This window comes from Ruegeria sp. CF1 (assembly GCF_056537445.1).
In genome coordinates this window covers 188,184-212,124 of sequence record NZ_JBQFRN010000002.1, presented here as the reverse complement: position 1 = coordinate 212,124, position 23,941 = coordinate 188,184, and the positions used below count along the sequence as shown (strand labels likewise).

Below are 23,941 nucleotides of genomic sequence, written 5' to 3'. Positions count from 1 at the left end.
GACGGAATACCATGACTATTCCAAATTCTCTGGCCCGCGCTGCCAGAAACGCGGTCGAGACGTCAGCGCTATTGCGCGATGCGCCTCGTCCCGCGACAAAACAAAAAGCACAGCTTCGACGCTATGAAGTGTGCAGTCTGCTGAAAAACGGGGATATTTCACAGACACGCCATATCGCGCCAGCTTTGCCGATGTTTGAAGATGCATTTTGTGCGTTCACGCGCGGATCGTTGGTCGAGACGCCGCAAGGCCAGATGGCGATCGAAGATCTGCTGCCGGGTGATGATGTCCTCACTCAGGACGGATCATCGGAAACCGTGCTTTGGAAAGGGTCTGTCACGCTGATACCCGGACGCGAGGATACGCGCGGGCGAACCCGGCCACTGACGCGGATCATGGCCGACACGTTCGGGATGCAAAAACCGATGTCGGGCGTTATCACGGGCCCCGCCGCACGTCTGCTGGGTACGCCTACGCATATGCGTCATTTGAACGGCGGGCAGCCCATGCTGACACCCGTCAGTGAGTTTCAGGATGGAATGGGTATCATTGAAACGCTGCCACCGACTCCGGTCGAGCTGTTTCATATCTGTGTCGCCCGACATTCCGTGATTCGGGTCGATGGCCTGCAATTCGAGACCTATCATCCGGGCATCAACGCAGTTCGAATGATCAGTCACTCTTTGCGTTCGATCTATTTGAATCTATTCTCACATATCGAATCGTTGAATGATTTTGGGCCGTTGCTCTTGCCAAGAGCCGGAGATGGTGAAATTGACGCTATGACAGCGTGAACTGGTTAACTATTACTGCAAGCGTGGGGCATCATGCAGATTTTACTGAGTTGGGTTTTAACCCTTGCACTGGCAGCGATGCTGCCACCCTGTCCTGTGGATCAAACAAGAGGTAGGTTCAGGCCGTCCGGTTCATCCGGTCTTCCAGTACGTCAAATGGTACGCCTGGCTCGTCTTTTGCGCCTCGGATAACAAGCGAAGTCTTGACGCTGGCCACGTTTGGCGTGGTCAGCAACTCGCCTGTCAGAAATTGCTGAAAACTGCTGAGATCCGGTGCGACACATTTCAGGATGAAATCAACCTCGCCATTCAGCATGTGGCATTCGCGAACCAATGGCCATTCCCGACACCGGTCTTCAAAGGCGCTGAGTTCGGATTCGGCCTGACTTTCAAGTCCGACCATGGCAAAGACCTGCACTTCAAACCCAAGCTCGCGGGCGTTCACCTCGGCATGATAGCCGCGAATGTACCCCGAATCTTCCAGCGTCCGCACCCGTCGCAGGCAAGGAGGAGCGGATATTCCTACGCGCTTGGCAAGCTCAACATTGGTCATACGGCCATCGGCCTGCAGTTCCGCAAGAATTTTGCGGTCGATTTCATCCAACCGGGTCGTGACCATCGAATGCTCCTGAGTTTTTCAGTTGTTATATCAGCAGCCCCGGGAGGCGCAATAATATTTCACAGCCACGCAATTTTCGTTATTTCAGATACATAATTGGCCGCAAAGCCAATCATTAGGCACATCACGGACCTGCAATATGAAGGGGCTTTAAGCCCTGCCCTGCGGTCGCTATATCGATCCGCACCGGACAACATGTCCGCCGAGGCAGTTTGAGTGAGGATACCATGGCCGAAACACGACACACCAAGGTTCTGATCATCGGGTCGGGACCTGCAGGATACACCGCGGGCGTTTATGCAAGCCGGGCCATGTTGGAACCGATCCTGGTGCAGGGTATCGAACCCGGTGGGCAGCTGACCACCACAACCGAGGTGGAAAACTGGCCGGGTGACACCGAGGTTCAGGGTCCAGACCTGATGGTTCGGATGCAGGACCACGCCAAGGCAATGGGATGCGAAGTGATCGGCGATATCATCAGCGATCTCGATCTAAGCGAGCGTCCCTTCACAGCCAAAGGCGACAGTGGCACCGTCTACACCGCTGACGCGGTGATTCTGGCAACGGGCGCACGAGCCAAGTGGTTAGGCATTCCCTCGGAAGAGAAATTTAAAGGGTTTGGCGTATCAGCCTGTGCCACCTGTGACGGCTTCTTCTATCGCGGTCAGGAAATCGTTGTGATCGGCGGCGGAAATACTGCCGTAGAAGAAGCGCTGTTCCTGACCAACTTCGCAAGCAAAGTCACTCTGATCCACCGCCGCGATGAGTTGCGAGCTGAAAAGATCCTTCAGGATCGGCTGTTCAAGAACGAAAAGATCGAGCCGCTTTGGTTTCACGAACTGGATGAGGTGATCGGAACCGATGCCCCACTGGGTGTGGAAGGCGTCAAGGTCAAGAATGTAAAGACCGGCGAAATCACGGAGATTCCGTGCAAAGGCGTATTTGTCGCTATCGGCCACGCTCCGGCAAATGAGCTGGTCAAAGATACGCTGGAAACCCACATGGGTGGCTACGTCGTGACCAAGCCGGGCACGACGCAAACTTCGGTTCCGGGAGTTTTTGCTGCCGGAGACCTGACCGACCACGTATACCGTCAGGCTGTGACAAGCGCCGGTATGGGCTGCATGGCCGCGCTGGATGCAGAACGATTCTTGGCGGAGAACGACTAAGATGATTACAGAATTCTCCGGCCTCGTCTGGAGAATTCTGCTCCGCACCCAATCGGGTGACCCGCTTTCATCGGCCCGTGCCCCCGAAGGACGGTTTCATCATTCTGGCCAATTCGCGCTTTATGCGTCGCTTAGCGCTGAAGGGGCCGGGATCGCCATTCGGCGCTATGTCTCGCAGTGCGACCCTCCACGGACGATCCATCGCTTGAAAATATCCAAGGCGCAAGTATTGGATTTGCGGGGGCAACCTTCTGCCTCGATCGTCTGGCAAGACATGCGGGCAACCGGCATACCCTCTCCAACATGGCGATTTTCGGACAAGGCCCGCACATACGGCGCGGATGGACTGCTATACAGTTCGCGCTCGCGTCCTAAACTGAGCCATTTGGTGTTGTTCAACGCAGAACACCAGATGATACAAACCGCAGGTGCCCCCTGCGACTGGTTCCCCGAAAGGTGACCGCGCCTATCTTGACCGGCACCCGGCACCGTATCAGGATCAACCATAGTAACGCGAAGAACAGGTGAGCTTTTGGAAAACGTTCTTTGGCGCGGCGGATGGATGAGCCGGCTCAGAATCGCAAGCGGCCTCGTGCTGTTTGTCTTTGCGTTCTTTCATTTCATCAATATCGGCCTTGGTCTGTTTCACACTGATTTGCTGCACGGGATGCAGGGCGGACGTAAAGCTGTCAGCCGTAATGAGATCGGCAGCGTCGTGATATATGGCGCATTGCTGATGCACATGGGACTGGCGCTTATCTCACTCGCGCAGCGCCGGACGCTCAGAATGCCTTTCAGCGTCGCGCTTCAGGTTATTCTTGGCCTGTTGATCCCGCTGCAGCTTATCTCACATTTGGTTCAGACCCGATACGCGCATGAGATTTTTGGGGTGAATGATGAAATGGGTTACATCATCATTCTGATGTGGCCCAGCACCGCGATCTGGTTCCAAAGCCTATTACTTCTGCTGGTGTGGGTCCACGGATGTATTGGGCTACACATGTGGTTACGGTTGACCACATGGTGGCGCGCGATGGTTCCATATCTGATCGGTCTCGCCGTCTTTGTACCGGGCTTCGCCTTCGCAGGCCTTCTGACCGAGGGGCGGCGTATCTGGGCCGATTTTGCCGACCCCGATCTACGAGAACAGTATGTCGAATACTATAACTGGCCTTCGCAAGAAGAGTTTCAGTCTTTGTTTTCCGTCACAGACTATGCGCAGTGGGTATTCTGGGCCGCGCTTGCACTAACAGGCTTGGTCTATCTCGGGCGCAAGCTTTGGCGGCGGCGGCATTCGGTGCGGGTGCGCTATGTCAACGGTCCAGAAGTTGTTTCGGAGAAAGGCATGACCCTTTTGGAGATGTCGCGCGCAAACGGCATCCCACATACCGCGCTGTGTGGCGGCAAGGGGCGCTGCACGACCTGTCGCGTTGTGGTTGAAGATGGCGCCGATCAGTTGCACCCACCAACCGAAGTTGAAGCCCGCAGCCTGAAAGCGATCAGCGCGCCAGAGGGGACCCGCCTGGCCTGCCAGATGCGGCCGTCCGACCCGCTCACTGTATTTCGTGTTTTCCGCCCCGACGGCGCGCGTGATCGTGCGCATGCGAGCCAGGGGCAAGAACGGCAGCTGGCGGTTCTGTTTCTGGACATGCGCGGGTTCACCGCCCGCACAACGGGGCAATTGCCGTATGATATCGTTTTTCTGTTGAATCGTTTCTTTGACGCAATTGTCCCAGCAATCACGGCACAAGGCGGGGTTGTCGACAAATACATGGGCGATGGGTTGCTGGCGATGTTCGAAACAGCCAACGCCGCAAGTTCGGCAAGTGCCGGTCTGAGGGCGGCGGCTGGGATCGGACACGCATTGGAGCGTTTCAACCAGCAGCTCCAAGCAGAAGGCAGCCAACCTGTGCGCATTGGTATGGGTCTACATCTTGGTGATCTTGTGCTGGGCGAAATCGGAGCGGCTAAACACGCGCCACGCACGATCATCGGAGACGCTGTAAATGTTGCCAGCCGTTTGGAGGCTGAAACCAAAGCACTGGGGGTTGAGCTCCTTGTATCGGACAAGGTTTTGGACGCGGCTGGGTTACAATGTGATCCCCGCGATCTGCGGGAATTCAGCCTGCGCGGTGTCTCTGAACCCGTCCCTGCCCTGCCCGTCAGGCACGCAGCCGACCTTGAGTCGCAAACCTCACCGCTGGAACAGATTGCCTGAGAATGCGCCTAATGAGCCTGAGCGGCGGGATTTTTTCAATAACATGAAACAAAAAACAGAAAACCGTTCCATTTCGAGAAAAAACCACGCATTTCATCCTTAGTTTTTGCAAGTCTATGGACTTCACCCTCAGGCCGAGGCACATGCCCTGCAAACACCCTTGAAACAAATGCAAACAGAACTGCGATAAGAGTTTTCCGATGACGATGTTAAGCAATCTGGCCCCTATCTCTGAACTGTATGTTTCCTACGAGTCTGCGCAGAAACTGAAGATAGAAGCCGCTGATCTGACCAGCTGGGATCTTAAGCCCCGGCAGATTTGCGATCTGGAACTGCTTATGAACGGCGGGTTCAATCCGCTCAAAGGTTTCCTGAGCGAAGCGGACTATGACAACGTGGTCGAAAACATGCGCCTCGCCGATGGAACACTTTGGCCAATGCCGATCACCTTGGATGTTGACGAGGATTTTGCCGCATCGATCGAGCTGGGGCAGGACATTGCCCTGCGCGATCAGGAAGGCGTGATCCTCGGCACCATGACCGTGACCGACCGCTGGACACCAGACAAGGCGCGTGAGGCGGAAAAGGTCTTTGGTGCTGATGATGATGCGCACCCGGCTGTGAATTACCTGCACAATGTAGCGGGCAAAGTTTATCTGGGCGGCCCGGTCACTGGCATCCAGCAGCCCGTGCATTACGATTTCAAAGCCCGCCGCGACACGCCGAACGAGTTGCGCGCCTATTTCCGCAAAGTGGGCTGGCGCCGTATCGTGGCATTCCAGACCCGCAATCCTTTGCATCGCGCGCATCAGGAATTGACCTTCCGTGCCGCAAAAGAAGCACAGGCCAACTTGCTGATCCATCCCGTGGTTGGCATGACCAAACCGGGCGATGTGGATCATTTTACCCGCGTGCGTTGCTACGAAGCCGTGTTGGATAAATATCCGGCCTCGACTACGTCGATGTCGCTGTTGAACCTTGCGATGCGCATGGCTGGCCCGCGCGAGGCAGTCTGGCACGGGTTGATCCGCGCAAACCACGGCTGCACCCATTTCATCGTCGGTCGTGACCACGCAGGTCCGGGCAAAAACTCTGCCGGTGAGGATTTCTACGGCCCCTATGATGCGCAAGACTTGTTCCGAAAATATCAGGACGAAATCGGCGTCGAGATGGTCGATTTCAAACATATGGTCTACGTGCAGGAACGCGCGCAATACGAGCCGAATGACGAGATCCTGGACAAGGACAACGTCACGATCCTCAACATCTCGGGAACTGAACTGCGCCGCCGTCTGCGCGAAGGGCTGGAGATTCCGGATTGGTTTTCGTTCCCCGAAGTTGTTCAGGAACTGCGCAACCGCTTCCCGCCGCGCTCGCAACAGGGATTCACCGTATTTTTCACCGGTTTTTCAGGCTCGGGCAAATCCACCATTGCCAACGCCTTGATGGTCAAGCTGATGGAGACCGGGGATCGTCCGGTTACCTTGCTGGACGGGGATATCGTGCGTAAGAACCTGTCTTCTGAACTGGGCTTTTCGAAGGAACATCGCGATCTGAACATCCGCCGCATCGGTTATGTCGCGTCTGAGATAACCAAGAACGGCGGTATTGCCATCTGTGCTCCTATCGCGCCTTACGCAACTACCCGTCGTGCTGTGCGTGAAGAAATCGAACAATTCGGTGCATTTTGCGAGGTGCATGTCGCGACCAGCATTGAAGAATGCGAGCGCCGAGACCGCAAGGGTCTGTACAAACTGGCACGTGAGGGCAAGATCAAAGAGTTCACGGGGATTTCCGACCCTTACGACGCCCCTGAAGACCCAGAGCTGCGCGTCGAGACCGAGAATGTCGAGGTTGACAACTGCGCACATCAGGTTCTGCTTAAGCTGGAAAGCATGGGGCTGATTGCAGCATCCTGATCACTTAAGACGAAAAAATACATCAAAGGCCCTCAGATTTCTGAGGGCCTTTTTCGCAGGTGCGGGTCTGGTTCAGTCGGGCAAATTCACCTGCCCGCGCATCAGGACATGGCCGCGCCCGGCAACTTTGATCCCCGTCATCGCATCCGAAGGTCCAACGCGTGTCACGGTCGCCTGACCGGGGCGGCCCATGTCATGGCCCTGTTCGGCGATGAATGTCTCTTTGTCCATCAGTCCGTGTTTCCAGAGATAGGCCGCCATCGCACCGGTGGCCGATCCGGTGAACGGGTCCTCGGGCGGGCTGGGGGGCGCCATCATCAGGCGCGAGAATGTGTCGCCCGTAGTCGTTGCGCCTTTCAGTGCTACAAGAAACGGTTCAGCCATGTCCGACCCCGAGAAACCGGCCTTTTCGGTAATATGACTGAGCAAAGCAACATCCAGCTTGGCAGCGCGCAGCGCCTCGTGATCGCGCAGGACCGTAATGCAAAAGGGCAGACCGGTTGAAACGAACTGCGGTGGAGAAATTACCACCTCTTCCGGCAGGCTGATGGCGGCGGCAACCAGATCTGCGGGCACATGATCGCCGAATTGCGGGGCGACCTGCGTCATTTCGATGTCATCACCTTTCAGTTTGATCGATACAATCCCTGCTCCGGTCTCAAGCGTCAGAGCATCACCCTGAAACAACCCCCGTGATCGCATCGCTGCAACGGTTGCTATGGTCGGGTGCCCGGCAAATGGGATTTCCCGGCTGGCCAGGAAGTACCGGACCCGGATATCAGCGATATCGGATGGCCCGGTAAAAGTGCATTCAACAAGAGAAGTCTCGCGCACATATGCCATGCAAACCGCGTCCGACAGCCTTGCACCCTCATGCACAACTGCGCAGCCGTTGCCACCAAAGGCCTGATCGCTGAACGCATCCACCCAATCGAAATCATACCAGCTCATCGCGCACTCCTGCGTTTCATTCAGCGGCACGATCACCGCTGAGGCAGAAAATGTCACGTCAATTCGGCGGAATGTTTGCTGGCCTAGTGAACGGCCACCGGGGACAGGTCATGTTCGCGTGCCAGTACAAAGGCCAGCTTGCGATCGGCCACCAATGCCAGTTGCTGCCCATCGGAATCGTGGACAGCATACAGCTGATCCAGATCGCCTGCCTGCTCGCGCAGATCCTGCGGAAGGTCTGCCACATCAACGGCCTTTACATAGACAATCCGATTGCCTTCGGCGTTGATCTCAATCGGTGTATTCATTGCTCTTACCCCTTCTTGATGTTGATTGTCTGAACCACGGTTTCAGGCACGGCGCGGGTCAGGTCCACATGCAGCAGACCGTTTTCCATGATCGCCTCGCCCACCTCGACCCCGTCAGCCAGCACAAACATGCGCTGGAATTGACGCGCCGCGATGCCACGGTGCAGGAATATGCGCCCCTCGCTGTCGTCGCGCTGACGGCCCCGGATCACCAACTGGCGATCCTCGATGGTAATCGACAGGTCCTCTTCCGCGAACCCGGCCACTGCCAAGGTGATGCGATAGGAAAAATCCGAGGTCTGCTCGATATTATAGGGCGGGTATCCTTCATTTCCGGCCTTTGCAGACCGTTCCAGAAGGCGTTCCAACTGCTCGAACCCCAAAAGATGCGGGTATGAGCCTAAGGTAAGTTTCGACACGTATTTTCGTCCTTCATTGTCAAAGCGACGTATTCTGCGGTCCCGATGTCGGCAACCGCGTGATATAGAATATGGGAAGATACAGGGATGTCCACAAGGTCTGGCCGGATAAACCCTGACACACTATCTTGTGTTAGAAGCACCACTTGAAACACTGAGTCGTCCATGAACGCACCCACCGATCTTTCGATGAAAACCGATGAAGTCCTGCGGGTGGAATTAGAGGTCTTTCGACGCCAGCACCGTGATTTGGACGAAGCGATCGAGGCCTTGCAGGCCAAGGGGACCTCGGACCAATTGACGATCAAGCGGCTAAAAAAGCAGAAACTGCGCCTGAAAGACATCATCCGTCTGATCGAAGACAGATTGACCCCCGATATCATCGCCTGAGACGCGCGTACCGCATTGCCACATATGCGGATTTGGCTATAGTGCGCGCTCTTTCCGATGGCAGGGGCGTAAGCGGATGAGCGATGTGAAAGTAGGGATCATCATGGGCAGCCAGTCGGACTGGCCTACGATGAAAGAGGCCGCCGATATTCTGGATGAGCTGGGCATCGCTTATGAGGCGCGGATCGTCTCGGCCCACCGCACGCCGGATCGCCTCTGGGATTATGGTAAAACCGCCGTGTCGCGCGGCTTGCAGGTCATTATCGCGGGCGCGGGTGGCGCGGCGCATTTGCCCGGAATGATGGCGTCGAAAACACGTGTGCCCGTGATTGGCGTTCCGGTGCAAACCCGCGCGTTGTCGGGCGTAGATTCGCTCTATTCCATTGTGCAGATGCCCAAAGGTTTTCCGGTTGCGACCATGGCTATCGGTTCGGCCGGCGGGGCCAATGCGGGCCTGATGGCCGCGGGCATTCTGGCGCTGCAGGATGCCGCGCTTGCGGAACGGCTGGACGCCTGGCGCGAGGCCCTCTCTGCTTCGATCCCGGAAGAACCTCAGCAATGAGCCGTATCGGTTTCATCGGCACAGGCCACATCGCTGCGCCAATCGCGCGGCTGATGGCTGCAAAAGGTCATGATCTTCACGTCACAGAACGCAATGCCCAGGTATCCTCGGCCCTGCAGGCCGAACTTGGGGTCCAAGTTGGCACTCCGCAAGACGTGATTGATGCGTCCGAGATCGTGTTTCTCTGCCTGCGCCCCCATGTGGCCGAGGACGTTCTGGCCCCGCTAAGCTTTCGCGCAGATCAGAAGATTGTTTCGGTGATGGCCGCCGTCTCTGAGGAGCAGCTATCCGGCCTGTGCGCGCCGGCATCGGATTTTGTGCAAACGATTCCGCTGGGTTTCCTTCAGACAGGAGGTTGCCCGTTGGCCGCTTACGGCAACGATCGCCTCTTGGCAGATTTGTTCGAGCCCGAAAATCCTGTGGTCAAAGTTGCCAGTGAGGCCGCGTTGAACGCCCACTTTGCCATCTGCGCCATGGTGCCAGGTATCCTGGACCTTATGGCAACAGGCACCGACTGGTTGGCTGATCAGACCGGTGACAAAGACCGGGCCGAATTCTACACCACGCAGCTTGTGTCAGGGTTTCTGACATCAATGCACAAAGAGCATGCGGGCCAACTGGCAGCCGAGCGTGACGCGCTTGCGACCGAGGGCACACTGAGCCTTCAGATGACGGATATTTTGCAATCCGAGGGCGCGCATGATGCCTTGCGTGCTGCACTGAGTGCCATTGGCAAGAGATTGGAGACATGACGATGTCAGATATGCTTGCGCCCGGTGCGACAATCGGGATATTGGGGGGCGGTCAACTGGGCAGGATGCTCTCGACCGCGGCTGCACGGTTGGGGTTCAAGTCCCACATATTCGAGCCGGGCGCAAATCCTCCGGCCGGTCAAGTTGCAAATCAGGTCACGACCGCAGCCTATGATGACGCCGACGCATTGAAGGCCTTTGCTGAGTCGGTCGACGTGATCACCTACGAGTTTGAAAACATCCCCACCCAGGCGCTGGATCTGCTTGAGGCACACCGCCCCATTCACCCGGGTCGAGAGGCGTTGCGGGTCAGTCAGGACCGCTTGACCGAAAAGACATTTCTACAAGGCTTAGGCCTGCAAACCGCGCCCTTTGCAGACATCTCCGATTTTGACAGCCTGCGCGCCGCAATTGATGACATTGGCACCCCCGCTATCCTGAAAACCCGACGCTTCGGCTATGACGGCAAAGGTCAGGCCCGGCTGCGCGCACCCGAAGATGCCGGGGCGGCAATGGCTGATATGGCGGGCGCGCCGTCCATACTGGAAGGGTTTGTGGACTTCAGCCACGAGGTTTCGGTCATCGCAGCACGCGGTCTGGACGGGCAAGTTGCCTGTTTCGATCCGGGCGAGAATGTCCATCGCGATGGCATATTGCACACGACCACAATACCGGCACGCCTGTCTCCGGCGCAGCGGACAGATGCGGTATTGCTGGCCGCCAACATTCTCAACGCGCTGGATTATGTCGGCGTCATGGGTGTCGAATTGTTTGTGACGCCACAAGGATTGATCGTGAATGAAATCGCGCCGCGCGTTCATAACTCGGGTCACTGGACCCAGAACGGCTGCGCCGTGGATCAGTTTGAACAACATATTCGCGCCGTGGCCGGTTGGCCTTTGGGCGACGGTCAGCGCCACTCGGACGTCGTGATGGAGAATTTGATCGGGCATGACATGGACCGCGTACCCGAGCTTTCACGCGAACGGGACGTAGCACTGCATCTCTATGGCAAGGCCGAGGTCAAGGCCGGCCGCAAGATGGGGCATTTCAACCGGATTTCGCGATGAGGTAATCGCGCTTACGCGCGATGCCTCCGGCGGAGGTATTTTTAGCCAGATGAAGCCGGGATCAGCTCAAGAAACGTGTTGCGATACTACCGGACATATAGCTGACACACCCGCCTGACAGTGTGGCAGCCACTTTGTGGGTTGTCGCATCGAGTATCACCAGATCAGCACGATATTCGGGCTGTAGCGTTCCGCGATCCTTCAGGCCTAAAACCCGCGCGGGACCGGACGAGACAAGCGCCCAGGCGCCCGCAATATCCAGCAGGCCAGATTTTACCAACATCAGCGCAGCGCGGCGCGGGCTGGGGTAGTGGTAATCCGATGCCAATGCATCACACAAACCCATCGAGATCAGATCCACCGCGCTGGCATTTCCCTTATGTGAGCCGCCCCGCACAACATTGGGTGAGCCGAGGATGATGTGATCTCCGCCCGCCCGGGCACATTCGGCGGCTTCCAGCGTTTCCGGAAATTCCGAGATCATCACCCCGCGCTCGCGCCACTCAGCACGATCCTGCGGCGTTGTATCATCATGGCTGCCGAGCCGAATTCCTCGGTTCGCAAGGACAGTGCAAAGGCTGTCCAGTGCTGCTGGCACCTCGGCGCTGCGGTTGTGCATTGCCTTCAGCATCTCAAAATGCACTTCGGGATTCCGTCCCGCCTTCAGTGCCTGCCCTGTCAAGCGGGGTGGTTTTCGCCCCTCAGCCAGCCGGTCATGAGGTAGATGATCATTCAGAACCACATAAGGCACCTGCCAATCCGCGATGCGTTCGGGCAGCCCGTCATAGTCGTCCAGCATATGGGTTTCGAAGCGCAGTTGAGGGATCAGTTGGGTTACAACATCATCCCGAACCGCAGCGATGGCGTCAAAAACCTGACCAGCAAACTCGGGCCCGCGCACGCCGCCTTCCCAACTGTGGAACTGCGCCAGAACAGCTGTGGTTATTCCATTCGCGGCTAGTTCCGCTTCAACCGATAAAATGCCCTCTGCCATCTGCTTCATGGCACCGCGCCGGGGCGCGATGTGACGTTCAAAACCGTCGCCATGCAAATCAATGATGCCAGGCAGGATGAGGTATCCTGACAAATCAATCTGCCGCCCTGCCATATCGGATTGAATGGTACCTTCGGCGATCGTCAGTTCAGCACGCGACACCCCTTCGCCGGGCAACAGAACATTCGCGCCGGTCAATGTCAGTTCCAATGAGTTCATTGAGTGGGCTCCGAGTCCGGTTCCGAGCAATCTTCCCCAAGGCAGATCTGGTCGATGATATCCATCACCCCGTCAAGCCAGGTGATTTGTGGATCGAACTGTCCGAATTCGATGAAATGCAGGGTCTGCGCCATGACCCGTGGGTTGTTCATCATGAACGTATGCGTCACCGGCAAAACGATGTGATCAGCCATACCCTCAACCTTTGTGGTTTCGATCGATACCTTGCCGTCATCTGGACCATCGATCAGAGACGAGAACACTGGGTTCAATGAGTTCTCGCCTGCAATCACCCCCAAATCGAAGTCCACGGGCGGCAGGCGGCGTGGAATACCCTCTGGTCCGGTTCCCAACGCAAGCCCTGCAGGGCCATTCAGAAAGCCGAAAACCTCCCAGGCGCCAAGCTCGTCCACCAGTTGGCTGCCCTGATTAGGAGGTCCGAGCATGACAACGCGTCCCAGATTCTCGGGGTCATTGTCCTGCAACCAATAGCGCAGCAGAATGCCCCCCATCGAATGCGCTACAACGTTAACCGTATCCTCCCCGCAGGCGGCGAACGCAGCTGGTAAAGTCTGGTTGGCGAGGTCTGGTATTGGTAGGTCTGTCGAAGGGTAACCGGGACGAACCACAGTGTAACCATGCGCATGAAAAAGCTGCTCCATGACGGTAAACGAGGCCTCTGTGCGCGCGAGGCCGTGCAGAAGGACCACGCATTTCGCATTGGCCACCGCAGGCATAAGGCACAAGAGGAGAACAGCAAGAAATTTCATACACGCCAGATAAGGCCTAACCCAGGCCGAGGGAACCCCTAGCCACGGTTCCGGCGCAGCACCGCCAGTGCGATGCCGCCGAGTACAAATCCGGCGCCGAGTAGAAGCCTTAGACTTGCCATCTCGGCTAACAGGATGACCCCGGCAGCAATTGCGATAACTGGAACGCTGAGTTGCACGATCGCGGCCACCGCCGGTGAAAGCTGTGGCACGACACGGTACCATAGCGCATAGCCGAGACCGGACGTGACGCCTCCGGAAAGCGCAGCCAGCCCATAGCCAAGCGGAGACACTTGCCAATTGCTTCCCAGCAGGAACAGGGCAAATCCCGTGACGGGCAACGCCATGATGAAATTTGCTGCAGTTCCCGACAATGCATCTGGTTCGGACCGGCCCGCGATGGAATATATGGCCCACCCGACCCCGGCAGCCGTCATTAAGCCGGCTCCTGTCGGGTCGACCTGAACCGTCCCAGCAGGCCAAAGAACAAAAGCCAGCCCACCAAGCGCAATACTGGCACCCAATATCTGTCTCAAAGTGGGTGCAGAACCGGTCATAGCACCAATCGCAAACATGGTAATTTGCACAACCCCAAACAGGATCAGCGCACCGAGCCCTGCATCAAGCGTCAGATACGCTACTGAAAACCCGATCATATAAAGCGACAGTGACCCGGCCCCAACAACACGTCGACGATTAAAAACAGGGATCGAGCTGCCCCGAAGCGCCACCAATACAGTTAAAACCAAGGCACCAGCCAAAACTCGGATGATGGCAAATCTCGCCGGATCACTTGCGCCGCTGTCGATAGCAAGGCGGTTCAGGATCGAATTCGCGGCGAAGGCGCACATGGTTAAAGCGGTCAGAAGAAACAGTCGCATATCAACCGCATAGCCGTTTCAAAGGGATTTGCACACTCACATTCCCGATTGCCGAGCCAATCCCGACCCTCCTCGGACCAGAGCCTACCAGCGCCAATGATACGAATGCACAACAGACATTCCAAACAAAACCGGGGCCGCCCAAAGGCGACCCCGCTATTAAGCACTAAGGCTAAAGCAGCTTACATCATGCCGCCCATGCCGCCCATGTCGGGCATGCCGCCGGCAGGTGCCGCGCCTTCTTTGGCGGGCTTGTCGGCAACCATTGCTTCGGTGGTGACCAGCAGGCCAGCAACCGATGCCGCATCTTCCAGAGCGGTACGGACAACTTTGGCCGGGTCGATCACACCGAACGAGAACATGTCGCCATATTCTTCGGTCTGGGCGTTGAAGCCGAATGCTGCGTCGTCGCTTTCGCGAACTTTGCCAGCAACAACCGCACCGTCGACACCAGCGTTCTCGGCGATCTGGCGCAAAGGCGCTTCGATTGCCTTACGAACGATGTTGATACCTGCGTTCTGGTCAGCGTTTGCACCTTCCAGAGTTTCCAGTGCTTTGCCGGCCTGAACCAGAGCAACACCACCGCCGACAACAACGCCTTCCTGAACGGCAGCGCGGGTCGCGTTCAGAGCATCGTCGACACGGTCCTTACGCTCTTTCACTTCAACTTCGGTCATGCCGCCGACGCGGATAACAGCAACACCGCCTGCCAGTTTGGCAACGCGCTCTTGCAGCTTCTCACGGTCGTAGTCCGACGAAGTTTCTTCGATCTGAGTGCGGATCTGAGCAACACGTGCCTCGATCTCGGCTTTCTCGCCAGCACCGTCGACGATGGTGGTTTCGTCTTTGGTGATTTCGATTTTCTTGGCGGTGCCCAGCATGTCCATGGTGACGGACTCGAGCTTCATGCCAAGATCTTCGCTGATGACCTGACCACCGGTCAGGATCGCGATGTCCTGCAGCATGGCCTTGCGGCGATCGCCGAAGCCCGGTGCTTTGACAGCAGCAATTTTCAGGCCGCCGCGCAGTTTGTTGACCACCAGAGTTGCCAGCGCTTCGCCTTCAACATCCTCAGCAATGATCAGCAGCGGCTTTTGCGACTGGATCACCTGCTCGAGCAGCGGAACCATCGGCTGCAGCGAGGACAGTTTCTTTTCGTGCAGCAGGATCATGCAGTCGTCGAGTTCTGCGATCATCTTGTCTGCGTTGGTGACGAAGTAAGGCGACAGGTAGCCACGGTCGAACTGCATACCTTCGACAACATCGGTCTCGGTTTCCAGACCTTTGTTTTCTTCGACGGTGATAACGCCTTCGTTGCCAACTTTCTGCATCGCGTCTGCGATCTGCTGGCCGATTTCGGCTTCGCCGTTGGCCGAGATGGTGCCAACCTGAGCAACTTCTGCCGAGTCTTTGACTTCACGCGAAGCGTCTTTGATGCCTTCGACAACCTTGGCAGTTGCCAGGTCGATGCCGCGCTTCAGGTCCATCGGGTTCAGGCCAGCAGCAACCTGCTTCAGACCTTCGCGAACGATGGCTTGGGCTAGAACGGTTGCGGTGGTGGTGCCGTCGCCGGCTTCGTCATTGGTGCGGCTGGCGACTTCTTTCACCATCTGCGCGCCCATGTTTTCGAACTTGTCTTCCAGTTCGATTTCCTTGGCAACCGAAACACCGTCTTTGGTGATGCGCGGCGCGCCAAAGGATTTGTCCAGAACCACGTTGCGGCCTTTCGGGCCCAGGGTCACTTTAACAGCATCGGCCAGAACATTTACACCGGCCAGCATGCGGTTACGGGCATCGGTGTCAAACTTGACGTCCTTTGCAGACATGTTGTCTCTCCTTGAGAATATCTGTTGAAATGAAGATCAGAGAAAGCAGGTGCGCTTACTCGATGATCCCCATGATGTCGCTTTCTTTCATCATCAGCAGCTCTTCGCCGTTGACCTGAACCTCGGTGCCCGACCATTTGCCGAACAGGATCTTGTCGCCAGCTTTTACAGCCATCGCGATCAGTTCGCCGCTGTCCTTGCGCGCGCCTTCGCCGGTTGCAACGACTTCGCCTTCGCTGGGCTTTTCTTTTGCGCTGTCGGGAATGATCAGTCCGCCTGCGGTTTTCTCTTCGCTTTCTACGCGACGAACCAGCACACGGTCATGAAGCGGTTTCAATGCCATCTTTGCAGCTCCTTGGGCTCAAAGTTTGTTATCCTCCCCTCGCCGACTGACGAGGCGTTAGCACTCGGGTCTCATGAGTGATAACGACGCATAGCTAGGGAGTTGCAGGAAGCGAGTCAACAATATGTGAAAGATTTTTTTGCCCGGCGCGATAAGCAGGCAAGAACAAGGCAGCTAGTCTGGCTGATCCCAGCTGTACGCCCAGTGTTTCAGACCTTCTTGCCCAGCCTCAGACAACGCGTAGACGCCCTTTTCCACTTTTTCGAACCAGCCGTAGTGATTGTCGTACATCAAACGTGTCGCCGCACTTACGCCAGTGGCCTTTGCGACATCGGCCCCCTTGCCCGCTCCGTTCTCTGCCAGATGGGCCGCGCATTTTAGTGCATCTTGCCGATAGGCCGTTACGATCCCATGGCGGGTTGCACCACCCGAATTGGGATCACCTTGCAACCGTTCAAACTCGCGCAGCAACCGTTTGGCCCTGACCTTATCCTTGCGCGGCGCATATGGGCCGGGATCGCATTGAACCTCGACCGTTCCATCAGAGCGCACGGTGATCAGACCCAACCCCAGGCGACGGCACAACGCCAGATTATCCCTCAACGCCCGTCGCGCTGCTCGGCCTTTTGGTTTACAGACCCCAATGTAGACCTGATCGGTTATTTTCAGACGAGTGATGGCCTGGTGAAACAGCGCGAGGCTGAAGCGAAGCTTGAGTTCAACGATCACCGGCTCCTGCCCGTCTCGCAGAGCAACAATGTCGGCGGCGCCAACTTCACCTTTCACGGTATAACCCTGACGTTCCAACAAGGCTTTGATGGGTGGGTAAAGGTCCTGCTCGAGCTTCATAACGCTATGCTATGTAGTTTCGCGCGGATTGCCAGCCACGGTTTGAAGACAAACTACATTGCAACTGACAAGAAGGCAGGAGTACGTCTTAGTCATATTCGCCATTTCCGGAAGGTTCCATATGCGCTTGCTCAGCTTTTGTCTCGGCCTTTTGCTTCCGATTACCGCCCATGCGGCCTGCGAAGGGAGAGATCTTAGGCTTGACCTGTCGGCCGAAAGTCAAGCTGATCTCGAGAAGACAATCAGTGACATTCCGTTTCCGGAGGGCAACCACTGGATCGCGACAAAAGACGGGACCGTCTTGCACCTGATCGGCACCCTCCACACCAGCGACCCCCGCATGGCACCCGTGGTCGAGCGCTTGGAGCCAGTTCTGAGTCAGGCCGACGCGTTTTTCTTCGAGGTCACACAGGACGAAATGGACGCATTCGAAAAAGATCTGGCCGATGATTTCAGCCCGGTCCTGATTACGTCTGGCCCCACTTTGATTGACCTGATGTCGGAAGAAGATTGGACAGCGCTGTCCGCGACTCTGGCCGAGCGTGGCATTCCTGGCTGGATGGCGGCCAAGATGCGCCCCTGGTTTCTCAGTATGATGCTGGGTATTCCGCCTTGCCTGATGAATACCCCTGATTTTGATCGCGGCATGGACACGCGCCTGACGGAACTGGCCGAACAACACGGGATACCCCAGTACTCGCTAGAGCGGATCGAGGATTTGATCGCGATGTTCGACAGCCATCCGCTGGAAGAACAAGTGGCCTCTCTGACCCGTCTGTCCGGGGCGCTGCAGGCTGGGGACGACCAGATGATCACAATGGCCAACGCCTATATCGAAGAGCAGCACGCCGCGATCATTGAGCTTGCCAAGCTTCAAGGGCTTGAGGCCTCGGGGATGACGCCAGAAGAGTTTGAAGCCGAATGGAAAGGCTTCGAAGATCAGCTTCTGGTGCAGCGCAATGCAAGCTGGATGGAGAAGATTCTGGACCTGAAGGATCAGACCGCGGTGATCGCTGTCGGGGCCGGACATCTGAGCAACGACTACGGCTTACTGAACCAGCTACATCAAGCCGGATATACACTGGAACGCGCTGAATTCTAGGTTTTCAGACCAAGGGTCGCAGCAAGTTTGCTTCCGGGTGACAACCGTGTTTGACCACCCTATAAGGCGCGCAAATCCATATTCTTCAGGACACGAGACATGACAACGCTAGTTTTTGGCCACAAATCTCCCGACACCGATTCCACCGGCTCTCCGATCCTGTGGTCATGGTATCTGAACGAAGTAAAAGGTGAACAGGCACAGCCCGTTTTGCTAGGCGAACCCAACACCGAAGCCGCCTTTATGCTTGAGCGTTGGGACCTGCCCAAGCCGCAAATCATCGAGGACGTGGCCGAGGATGCACCGGTTGTCATCGTCGACACCAACAATCCGGCCGAGCTGCCCGCCAGCATCAACAGCGCAGATATCCGCGCCATAATCGACCACCACAAACTGGTTGGCGGGCTTGAAACCAAAGGCCCCATCGACATCACTGTGCGCCCGCTGGCCTGCACGGCAACCATCATGGTCGATCTAATGGGTGACGACGCCGCCAAGATGCCCGACGCGATCAAAGGTGCCGCGCTGACCTGCATCCTGTCGGACACACTGGAATTCCGCTCACCCACAACCACCGCACACGACCGCGCCGTGGCTGAGAAACTGGCGGCTGAACTTGGTCTGGATATCTCGGCCTACGCCGCCGACATGTTTGCAGCAAAATCGGATGTATCGTCATTCTCGGACGCCGAACTGATCCGCATGGACAGCAAAGAATACGAAGTAGACGGCACCAAGTTCCGGGTCTCGGTTCTGGAAACCACAGCCCCCGGTGTCGTGCTGGATCGGAAGGACAGCATCGTAAGCTCGATGGCTGATGTGGCCAAGGAAGACGGCGTTGATCAGGTGTTGCTGTTCGTGGTCGACATTCTGAACGAAGAGGCAACGCTGCTGGTTCCAAATGATCTGGTCAAAGGTGTCGCTGAGAAGAGCTTTGGCGCAACCGTGGACGGTGACGCGGTTGTGTTGCCCGGCGTGATGAGCCGGAAAAAGCAGATCATTCCGAACCTCAAGGTTTGAATTTAGATTGTCAAAGGCGCCCGAAACCGGGCGCTTTTTTTTTGCGAGGCTCTGCCTCGCGCTCCGAGATATTTTTGGCCAGATGAACAAGGGGGGTTGATTTCGGCCGCTCCGCCTTGGGCTGCACCTCTGGCCAATCCCCCCGCGCTCTGCCATAGGCTTTGACATCTCGCATTCCCTGCTGCACGAGGCGCGCCATGACCCAGATCGTTTCTTCACTCGCTGAAATCTCTGACCGCTACAAAGCGTTATTCGTTGATTTGTGGGGATGCGTCCACAACGGGATCACAGCCTACCCAGAGGCGGTAGAGGCGCTGCAAGCTTATCGTCAACGTGGTGGCACGGTGGTTCTTGTAACCAATTCCCCCAAGCCTCGGGCCGGGGTTGCCGAGCAGCTTTTACATTTCAATGTGCCGGCAGATTCCTATGACACGATTGCAACCAGCGGTGATTCGGCGCGTTCAGCGATGTTTCGCGGGGCGATTGGCGAAAAAGTCTACTTCATGGGGGAATGGCAGCGGGATGCCGGTTTTTTTGAACCCCTGAAACTGCTGGATCATCCGATCCACATTGAACGCGTTCCGCTGGACGCGGCCGAAGGCATCGTGTGTTGCGGCCCGTTCGACCCGATGGCGGACCCAGATGTGAACCGGCCCGACTTTCTTTATGCCAAGCAGAAAGGGATGAAACTGCTCTGCGCAAATCCGGACATCGTGGTGGACCGAGGCGAAACGCGCGAATGGTGCGCAGGTGCTTTGGCCCGACTTTATACCGAGATGGGTGGTGAAAGCCTATATTTCGGTAAGCCACACCCGCCGATCTACGATCTGGCCCGGCGCAGGTTGCAGGCGATTGGGGTTGATGTGTCGGATTCTGAAATACTTGCCATAGGGGACGGGCCGCAAACAGATATCGCTGGAGGCATGGGGGAAGGCATTGATACCCTCTTCATCACCGGCGGTTTGGCAGCCGCAGAAACCAAAACATCACATCATCCAGACGAAGACGCGTTGAAAGCTCATAACGAGAAGGAACAGATCAATCCAACCTATTCGATTGGTCGCCTGAGATAGCAAAAAAGACTTGATTTTCTGCAACTGCGAAGTAATAAAGTTGCCGACGAGCGGCAGATGATGGTCTTTTGTTGCTCTTTCGATCTCGAATGAGGGCAGCATGTTGGACAACCTTCCGCGCGGAACGATTTGCATCGAAGACATCGAAATGGGCATGTCACGGCACTTGCGCAAAGTCGTGACCGATGAAGATATCGAGATGTTCGCTCAAGTATCGACCGACCGGAATCCGGTTCATCTGGATGATGACTATGCCCGCGATACGATTTTCGAAGGGCGCATTGCGCATGGCATGCTGACCGCCGGCCTGATCTCTGCCGTGATCGGAGAGCAGCTGCCCGGACATGGAACCGTGTACATGGGACAATCGCTTAAATTTCTGGCGCCGGTGCGTCCGGGCGACATGGTTTATGCCGAGGTCAAGGTGATCGATATCGATTTTGCCAAACGTCGGGTGAAACTGGATTGCCACTGCGCAGTTGACGGAAAGAAAGTGTTGGTGGGTGAGGCCATGGTGCTGGCTCCGAGCCGCAAGTTCGACTGATAATCCACCTTAACCGAACTGCGGCTTGAACCTGACGGGCAGTCCCGCTAGGCAAGCCGCATGCATATCATCCGGGACTTCCAGTTTGTTGAACCAGAAGACCGAGGCGCAAGTGTCGCCATCGGGAACTTTGACGGTGTTCATCTTGGCCATCAATCCGTCATCGAGTTGGCGCGCAATGCTGAATTGAACGCGCCGCTGGGGGTCATGACATTTGAGCCGCATCCGCGAGAGTATTTTTCCCCAGAGGCACCGCCCTTTCGTCTGATGCGCGGCAATGCACGCGCGCACCGGCTGGAAAAACTCGGCGTGCAGAAGCTTTATGAACTGCCTTTTAATTCAACGCTCGCGGGTATGACGCCCGAAGCTTTTGCGAGAAATGTCATATGCGATGGTCTGGGGCTTTCTCATGTTGTCGTGGGTGCCGATTTTTGTTTTGGCAAAGGGCGCAGCGGTAACCCTCAGGACCTGGTTCGCTTTGGCGAAGAGATGGGGTTCGGTGTGACAATCGCGCCCCTGTTGGAGCGCACCAAGAATGTGGTTTCGTCGACTGCGATCCGGACAGCTCTGTCAGAGGGGCGCCCGCGCGATGCGGCAACAATGCTGGGGCACTGGCACCGGATCGAGGGTGAGGTCGTCGGAGGCGAGCAACGCGGACGAGAGTTGGGGTACCCGACAGCCAATATGTCGATCGAAGGACTACACCCTCCGAGATTCGGCGTTTATGCAGTTTTGGTCGACGTCCTGGATGGCCCGCATCAGGGCAGCTATCACGGGGCGGCATCGGTCGGGACCCGGCCCATGTTCCAAGGCGAGGTTCCTAACATCGAGACATTTCTGTTCAATTTCTCAGGTGATCTTTACGGTGCCACGCTGTCCGTTGGTCTGGTCGACTATCTGCGGCCCGAAATGACATTCGACGGCCTTGACGGGTTGATCTCGCAGATGGATGCCGATTGCGCGCGCGCGAGAGAGATACTGGCCAGTACATGACTACGGATCCAATCGATCGAGCTGGCCTCGCGCCCCGATTCTGGGAACGCAAGCCGCTGCGCAAGATGAACCAGCGTGAGTGGGAGGCCCTGTGTGATGGTTGCGGCAAATGCTGTCTTAACAAGCTGGAAGACGAAGATACGGGCGAGGTCGCATTGACCTGTGTTGCCTGTCGCCTGCTGGATGACGAAACTTGCCGGTGCACCCAATATGATATCCGCCACCAATTCGTGCCCGAATGCATCGTCATGACACCCGATAACATCGACAACCATGCCTATTGGCTGCCCCAGACTTGCGCCTATCGACTGCTCTGGGAAGGCAAACCGCTTTACGACTGGCACCCTTTGCTATCAGGTACGCCTGAAAGCGTTCACACCGCCGGAGTCTCCGTGCAGCGGCGAACCGTATCTGAATTCGAAACGCCCATGGAAGAGTGGGAAGACTACATCATCGAGGAGCCGAATTAATGCATTTTGCCTCTGATAATTCCGGGCCTGTTCATCCCGAAGTTCTGGCCGCATTGGCCGAAGCCAATCAGGGCTATCAGATGGCTTATGGCGCCGACACCTTGATGAACGAAGTGCGCGACCAAATCCGCGGCATTTTCGAAGCACCGGGTGCGGCAGTTTATCTGGTCGCTACGGGAACGGCAGCGAATTCACTGGCGTTGGCAACGCTGAACAAGCCGTGGGAAACCGTGTTCTGTTCACCCGTTGCTCATATCCATGAGGATGAGTGCAATGCCCCCGAATTCTACACCGGCGCGAAACTGACTCTGGTGCCGGGTGGCGACAAGATGACCCCCGAAGCATTGACCAAGTCCATTGAGGGGGAAGAAACCCGCGGCGTGCATGGTCCGCAGCGCGGGCCTGTCTCGATCACTCAGGTGACCGAGCGTGGCTCGGTTTACTCGCTTGCCGAACTTCAAGCCTTGTGTGGCGTTGCCAAGAAGTATGGGTTGCCGGTGCATATGGATGGTGCACGCTTCACTAACGCTCTGGTCGCTTTGAATTGCTCACCGGCAGAGATGACGTGGAAATCTGGTGTTGACGCAGTCAGCTTTGGCGGCACCAAAAACGGGCTGATGGGTGTCGAGGCCGTAATCTTCTTCGACGAAAGCAAAGCTTGGGAGTTCGAGCTGCGGCGCAAGCGCGGGGCGCACCTGTTTTCCAAGCACCGTTATCTGTCGGCCCAGATGGCTGCTTATCTGCAGGATGACCTGTGGCTGAAATCAGCTCGCAAAGCGAATGCCAATTGCGCGCGATTGGCGGGTGGTCTGCGGGCAGTCGGGGCAGAATTCCTGCATGAACCCCAGGCAAACATGATTTTCGCAAGCTTTCCTCGCAGCCAACACAAGCGCCTGCACGAGGCCGGCGCCGTTTATCACCTGTGGGGCGATACGTTGGACGGTGTCGACGAAGACGAGATGCTGGCCTGCCGCCTTGTCTGTGACTGGTCCATCGAAACCGACCAGATCGATCGGTTTCTGAACCTCTTGTAGCCGTGCCTCCCTGCCCCGGCTATTTCATCTCAGCCAGATGCTTGTCCAGATCATCAAGACGGTCCTGTCCCCAGAACCTCTGATCGTCCGGTGTGATGTAGAAAGGTGCCCCGAAAACACCCCGGTCCACGGCTTCTTCCAGATTTGCGGCGTAGGTTTCCGCACCTACCAACAGGCCACTATCAGCTAGATTTGGACTAAATCCTGCCTGTTCCAAGCAATCCCGGATCACGCCATCATCAGAGATGTCCTTTTCTTCTGCCCAGCAGGCACGCAAGAAGGAATGGCAAAGTTTACCCACATCACCTGATCCATCCTGTACTGCTGCGATCACAGCGTAAGAGGACGGTGCCATGTTCGTCGGCCAGTGCGCAGGCTGCAGGTTCAACGGCATATCCAGATTACGCGCTTGGCGCACTAATTCCTGCGCGCGGTATTCGATGCGAGATATATGTCGGTCTTTTGGTGGCGTTCCACCTGTCCGGCCGAACAGGGCAACAATATCCAATGGTTTATAGTTGATCGTCGCACCGTGTTTTGCCGCGATCTCTTCAAGGCGCATTCCCGCCAGATAGGAATAGGGCGAGAGTGTCGCAAAAAAGTAGTCAATCTGGGCCATGTTCACTTTCTCCGCTGCGTTATCTTTGCGGGA

Annotated in this window: 27 protein-coding genes; 16 read left to right on the top strand and 11 right to left on the bottom strand. The window is 56.6% G+C overall.

What is annotated here, in order from left to right:
* The first annotated feature begins 11 nt into the window (after positions 1-11).
* The gene (locus tag ACRZ96_RS06150; RefSeq protein ID WP_170392383.1) at positions 12-794 is read left to right on the top strand and encodes a Hint domain-containing protein; all 783 of its coding nucleotides are present in this window, start codon (positions 12-14) and stop codon (positions 792-794) included.
* Between the two features lie 118 nt (positions 795-912).
* Here the strand turns inward: ACRZ96_RS06150 and ACRZ96_RS06145 are convergent, their stop codons facing one another.
* On the bottom strand, positions 913-1,413 hold the full coding sequence (locus tag ACRZ96_RS06145) for an Lrp/AsnC family transcriptional regulator (protein ID WP_170392385.1): 501 nt from the start codon (positions 1,411-1,413) through the stop codon (positions 913-915).
* Between the two features lie 227 nt (positions 1,414-1,640).
* Between ACRZ96_RS06145 and trxB the strand changes: the two genes are divergently transcribed.
* From trxB to ACRZ96_RS06125, 4 genes are all read left to right on the top strand, one after another.
* Complete coding sequence (gene trxB / locus ACRZ96_RS06140; protein WP_170401816.1) at positions 1,641-2,582, top strand: thioredoxin-disulfide reductase; 942 nt, start codon at positions 1,641-1,643, stop codon at positions 2,580-2,582.
* A gap of 1 nt (position 2,583) precedes the next feature.
* A complete protein-coding gene (locus ACRZ96_RS06135) occupies positions 2,584-3,042 on the top strand; it encodes an RES family NAD+ phosphorylase (protein ID WP_170594577.1) in 459 nt (152 codons plus the stop codon).
* 102 nt (positions 3,043-3,144) lie between these two features.
* Complete coding sequence (locus tag ACRZ96_RS06130; protein ID WP_480706876.1) at positions 3,145-4,800, top strand: adenylate/guanylate cyclase domain-containing protein; 1,656 nt, start codon at positions 3,145-3,147, stop codon at positions 4,798-4,800.
* Between the two features lie 200 nt (positions 4,801-5,000).
* Positions 5,001-6,719: a bifunctional sulfate adenylyltransferase/adenylylsulfate kinase gene (locus ACRZ96_RS06125; protein WP_170801983.1), complete on the top strand. Its 1,719-nt coding sequence runs from the start codon at positions 5,001-5,003 to the stop codon at positions 6,717-6,719.
* Between the two features lie 72 nt (positions 6,720-6,791).
* Here the strand turns inward: ACRZ96_RS06125 and ACRZ96_RS06120 are convergent, their stop codons facing one another.
* From ACRZ96_RS06120 to ACRZ96_RS06110, 3 genes are all read right to left on the bottom strand, one after another.
* A complete protein-coding gene (locus tag ACRZ96_RS06120) occupies positions 6,792-7,670 on the bottom strand; it encodes a PhzF family phenazine biosynthesis protein (RefSeq protein WP_480706878.1) in 879 nt (292 codons plus the stop codon).
* An 83-nt stretch (positions 7,671-7,753) separates the two neighbouring features.
* Positions 7,754-7,978: a DUF1150 family protein gene (locus ACRZ96_RS06115; protein ID WP_170392397.1), complete on the bottom strand. Its 225-nt coding sequence runs from the start codon at positions 7,976-7,978 to the stop codon at positions 7,754-7,756.
* Between the two features lie 5 nt (positions 7,979-7,983).
* Positions 7,984-8,397, bottom strand: a complete 414-nt coding sequence (locus ACRZ96_RS06110) for an Hsp20 family protein (protein ID WP_010441788.1) — start codon at positions 8,395-8,397, stop codon at positions 7,984-7,986.
* A gap of 165 nt (positions 8,398-8,562) precedes the next feature.
* On the opposite strand from ACRZ96_RS06110, the gene ACRZ96_RS06105 reads away from it, so the two are divergent.
* The 4 genes from ACRZ96_RS06105 (at position 8,563) to ACRZ96_RS06090 (ending at position 11,171) form a co-directional block, all read left to right on the top strand.
* A complete protein-coding gene (locus tag ACRZ96_RS06105; RefSeq protein ID WP_010441787.1) occupies positions 8,563-8,787 on the top strand; it encodes a YdcH family protein in 225 nt (74 codons plus the stop codon).
* Positions 8,788-8,863: 76 nt separating this feature from the next.
* Positions 8,864-9,349 carry a 5-(carboxyamino)imidazole ribonucleotide mutase gene (gene purE, locus ACRZ96_RS06100; RefSeq protein WP_170392399.1) on the top strand — a complete coding sequence of 162 codons (486 nt, stop codon included), beginning with the start codon at positions 8,864-8,866 and terminating at the stop codon, positions 9,347-9,349.
* Positions 9,346-10,101, top strand: a complete 756-nt coding sequence (locus tag ACRZ96_RS06095) for an NAD(P)-binding domain-containing protein (RefSeq protein ID WP_480771928.1) — start codon at positions 9,346-9,348, stop codon at positions 10,099-10,101. The genes purE and ACRZ96_RS06095 overlap by 4 nt, the downstream gene beginning before the upstream one ends.
* 2 nt (positions 10,102-10,103) lie before the next feature.
* On the top strand, positions 10,104-11,171 hold the full coding sequence (locus tag ACRZ96_RS06090; protein ID WP_480814324.1) for a 5-(carboxyamino)imidazole ribonucleotide synthase: 1,068 nt from the start codon (positions 10,104-10,106) through the stop codon (positions 11,169-11,171).
* A gap of 61 nt (positions 11,172-11,232) precedes the next feature.
* On the opposite strand, the gene ACRZ96_RS06085 is transcribed toward ACRZ96_RS06090, so the two are convergent.
* The 6 genes from ACRZ96_RS06085 to ACRZ96_RS06060 all read right to left on the bottom strand — a co-directional run bounded on the left by ACRZ96_RS06085 (position 11,233) and on the right by ACRZ96_RS06060 (position 17,053).
* On the bottom strand, positions 11,233-12,384 hold the full coding sequence (locus ACRZ96_RS06085; protein WP_480706882.1) for an alpha-D-ribose 1-methylphosphonate 5-triphosphate diphosphatase: 1,152 nt from the start codon (positions 12,382-12,384) through the stop codon (positions 11,233-11,235).
* Positions 12,381-13,154 carry an alpha/beta fold hydrolase gene (locus tag ACRZ96_RS06080; RefSeq protein ID WP_170512508.1) on the bottom strand — a complete coding sequence of 258 codons (774 nt, stop codon included), beginning with the start codon at positions 13,152-13,154 and terminating at the stop codon, positions 12,381-12,383. The genes ACRZ96_RS06085 and ACRZ96_RS06080 overlap by 4 nt, the downstream gene beginning before the upstream one ends.
* A 38-nt stretch (positions 13,155-13,192) precedes the next feature.
* On the bottom strand, positions 13,193-14,035 hold the full coding sequence (locus ACRZ96_RS06075; RefSeq protein WP_480706884.1) for a DMT family transporter: 843 nt from the start codon (positions 14,033-14,035) through the stop codon (positions 13,193-13,195).
* Between the two features lie 182 nt (positions 14,036-14,217).
* On the bottom strand, positions 14,218-15,861 hold the full coding sequence (gene groL, locus ACRZ96_RS06070; RefSeq protein WP_170392413.1) for a chaperonin GroEL: 1,644 nt from the start codon (positions 15,859-15,861) through the stop codon (positions 14,218-14,220).
* 55 nt (positions 15,862-15,916) lie between these two features.
* Positions 15,917-16,204: a co-chaperone GroES gene (gene groES, locus ACRZ96_RS06065; protein ID WP_010441779.1), complete on the bottom strand. Its 288-nt coding sequence runs from the start codon at positions 16,202-16,204 to the stop codon at positions 15,917-15,919.
* Between the two features lie 174 nt (positions 16,205-16,378).
* Positions 16,379-17,053: a DUF2161 domain-containing phosphodiesterase gene (locus ACRZ96_RS06060; RefSeq protein WP_223116849.1), complete on the bottom strand. Its 675-nt coding sequence runs from the start codon at positions 17,051-17,053 to the stop codon at positions 16,379-16,381.
* Between the two features lie 121 nt (positions 17,054-17,174).
* On the opposite strand from ACRZ96_RS06060, the gene ACRZ96_RS06055 reads away from it, so the two are divergent.
* From ACRZ96_RS06055 to ACRZ96_RS06025, 7 genes are all read left to right on the top strand, one after another.
* Positions 17,175-18,155, top strand: a complete 981-nt coding sequence (locus ACRZ96_RS06055; RefSeq protein ID WP_223116850.1) for a TraB/GumN family protein — start codon at positions 17,175-17,177, stop codon at positions 18,153-18,155.
* 99 nt (positions 18,156-18,254) lie between these two features.
* Positions 18,255-19,175, top strand: coding sequence for a manganese-dependent inorganic pyrophosphatase (locus ACRZ96_RS06050; protein WP_480706886.1), 921 nt, complete (start codon positions 18,255-18,257; stop codon positions 19,173-19,175).
* Positions 19,176-19,372: 197 nt separating this feature from the next.
* Positions 19,373-20,248: a TIGR01459 family HAD-type hydrolase gene (locus ACRZ96_RS06045; protein ID WP_480814323.1), complete on the top strand. Its 876-nt coding sequence runs from the start codon at positions 19,373-19,375 to the stop codon at positions 20,246-20,248.
* A gap of 100 nt (positions 20,249-20,348) precedes the next feature.
* Positions 20,349-20,792 carry a MaoC family dehydratase gene (locus ACRZ96_RS06040; protein WP_074736482.1) on the top strand — a complete coding sequence of 148 codons (444 nt, stop codon included), beginning with the start codon at positions 20,349-20,351 and terminating at the stop codon, positions 20,790-20,792.
* 60 nt (positions 20,793-20,852) lie between these two features.
* The gene (locus tag ACRZ96_RS06035) at positions 20,853-21,785 is read left to right on the top strand and encodes a bifunctional riboflavin kinase/FAD synthetase (protein ID WP_480814322.1); all 933 of its coding nucleotides are present in this window, start codon (positions 20,853-20,855) and stop codon (positions 21,783-21,785) included.
* A complete protein-coding gene (locus tag ACRZ96_RS06030; protein ID WP_170512517.1) occupies positions 21,782-22,255 on the top strand; it encodes a YcgN family cysteine cluster protein in 474 nt (157 codons plus the stop codon). Before ACRZ96_RS06035 ends, ACRZ96_RS06030 begins: the two co-directional genes overlap by 4 nt.
* The gene (locus ACRZ96_RS06025; RefSeq protein WP_480814321.1) at positions 22,255-23,289 is read left to right on the top strand and encodes a threonine aldolase family protein; all 1,035 of its coding nucleotides are present in this window, start codon (positions 22,255-22,257) and stop codon (positions 23,287-23,289) included. Before ACRZ96_RS06030 ends, ACRZ96_RS06025 begins: the two co-directional genes overlap by 1 nt.
* Before the next feature lie 19 nt (positions 23,290-23,308).
* Here ACRZ96_RS06025 and ACRZ96_RS06020 read toward each other — a convergent pair whose 3' ends face one another.
* Complete coding sequence (locus ACRZ96_RS06020) at positions 23,309-23,908, bottom strand: DsbA family protein (protein ID WP_480562438.1); 600 nt, start codon at positions 23,906-23,908, stop codon at positions 23,309-23,311.
* Positions 23,909-23,941: the final 33 nt, after the last annotated feature.

What these genes read in the sequence shown, in the direction of transcription:
- ACRZ96_RS06150 (WP_170392383.1), top strand. Translation starts at nt 12, where the DNA reads ATGACTATTCCAAATTCTCTGGCCCGCGCTGCCAGAAACGCGGTCGAG.
- ACRZ96_RS06145 (WP_170392385.1), bottom strand. Translation starts at nt 1,413, where the DNA reads ATGGTCACGACCCGGTTGGATGAAATCGACCGCAAAATTCTTGCGGAA.
- trxB (WP_170401816.1), top strand. Translation starts at nt 1,641, where the DNA reads ATGGCCGAAACACGACACACCAAGGTTCTGATCATCGGGTCGGGACCT.
- ACRZ96_RS06135 (WP_170594577.1), top strand. Translation starts at nt 2,584, where the DNA reads ATGATTACAGAATTCTCCGGCCTCGTCTGGAGAATTCTGCTCCGCACC.
- ACRZ96_RS06130 (WP_480706876.1), top strand. Translation starts at nt 3,145, where the DNA reads ATGAGCCGGCTCAGAATCGCAAGCGGCCTCGTGCTGTTTGTCTTTGCG.
- ACRZ96_RS06125 (WP_170801983.1), top strand. Translation starts at nt 5,001, where the DNA reads ATGACGATGTTAAGCAATCTGGCCCCTATCTCTGAACTGTATGTTTCC.
- ACRZ96_RS06120 (WP_480706878.1), bottom strand. Translation starts at nt 7,670, where the DNA reads ATGAGCTGGTATGATTTCGATTGGGTGGATGCGTTCAGCGATCAGGCC.
- ACRZ96_RS06115 (WP_170392397.1), bottom strand. Translation starts at nt 7,978, where the DNA reads ATGAATACACCGATTGAGATCAACGCCGAAGGCAATCGGATTGTCTAT.
- ACRZ96_RS06105 (WP_010441787.1), top strand. Translation starts at nt 8,563, where the DNA reads ATGAACGCACCCACCGATCTTTCGATGAAAACCGATGAAGTCCTGCGG.
- purE (WP_170392399.1), top strand. Translation starts at nt 8,864, where the DNA reads ATGAGCGATGTGAAAGTAGGGATCATCATGGGCAGCCAGTCGGACTGG.
- ACRZ96_RS06095 (WP_480771928.1), top strand. Translation starts at nt 9,346, where the DNA reads ATGAGCCGTATCGGTTTCATCGGCACAGGCCACATCGCTGCGCCAATC.
- ACRZ96_RS06090 (WP_480814324.1), top strand. Translation starts at nt 10,104, where the DNA reads ATGTCAGATATGCTTGCGCCCGGTGCGACAATCGGGATATTGGGGGGC.
- ACRZ96_RS06085 (WP_480706882.1), bottom strand. Translation starts at nt 12,384, where the DNA reads ATGAACTCATTGGAACTGACATTGACCGGCGCGAATGTTCTGTTGCCC.
- ACRZ96_RS06080 (WP_170512508.1), bottom strand. Translation starts at nt 13,154, where the DNA reads ATGAAATTTCTTGCTGTTCTCCTCTTGTGCCTTATGCCTGCGGTGGCC.
- ACRZ96_RS06075 (WP_480706884.1), bottom strand. Translation starts at nt 14,035, where the DNA reads ATGCGACTGTTTCTTCTGACCGCTTTAACCATGTGCGCCTTCGCCGCG.
- groL (WP_170392413.1), bottom strand. Translation starts at nt 15,861, where the DNA reads ATGTCTGCAAAGGACGTCAAGTTTGACACCGATGCCCGTAACCGCATG.
- groES (WP_010441779.1), bottom strand. Translation starts at nt 16,204, where the DNA reads ATGGCATTGAAACCGCTTCATGACCGTGTGCTGGTTCGTCGCGTAGAA.
- ACRZ96_RS06060 (WP_223116849.1), bottom strand. Translation starts at nt 17,053, where the DNA reads ATGAAGCTCGAGCAGGACCTTTACCCACCCATCAAAGCCTTGTTGGAA.
- ACRZ96_RS06055 (WP_223116850.1), top strand. Translation starts at nt 17,175, where the DNA reads ATGCGCTTGCTCAGCTTTTGTCTCGGCCTTTTGCTTCCGATTACCGCC.
- ACRZ96_RS06050 (WP_480706886.1), top strand. Translation starts at nt 18,255, where the DNA reads ATGACAACGCTAGTTTTTGGCCACAAATCTCCCGACACCGATTCCACC.
- ACRZ96_RS06045 (WP_480814323.1), top strand. Translation starts at nt 19,373, where the DNA reads ATGACCCAGATCGTTTCTTCACTCGCTGAAATCTCTGACCGCTACAAA.
- ACRZ96_RS06040 (WP_074736482.1), top strand. Translation starts at nt 20,349, where the DNA reads ATGTTGGACAACCTTCCGCGCGGAACGATTTGCATCGAAGACATCGAA.
- ACRZ96_RS06035 (WP_480814322.1), top strand. Translation starts at nt 20,853, where the DNA reads ATGCATATCATCCGGGACTTCCAGTTTGTTGAACCAGAAGACCGAGGC.
- ACRZ96_RS06030 (WP_170512517.1), top strand. Translation starts at nt 21,782, where the DNA reads ATGACTACGGATCCAATCGATCGAGCTGGCCTCGCGCCCCGATTCTGG.
- ACRZ96_RS06025 (WP_480814321.1), top strand. Translation starts at nt 22,255, where the DNA reads ATGCATTTTGCCTCTGATAATTCCGGGCCTGTTCATCCCGAAGTTCTG.
- ACRZ96_RS06020 (WP_480562438.1), bottom strand. Translation starts at nt 23,908, where the DNA reads ATGGCCCAGATTGACTACTTTTTTGCGACACTCTCGCCCTATTCCTAT.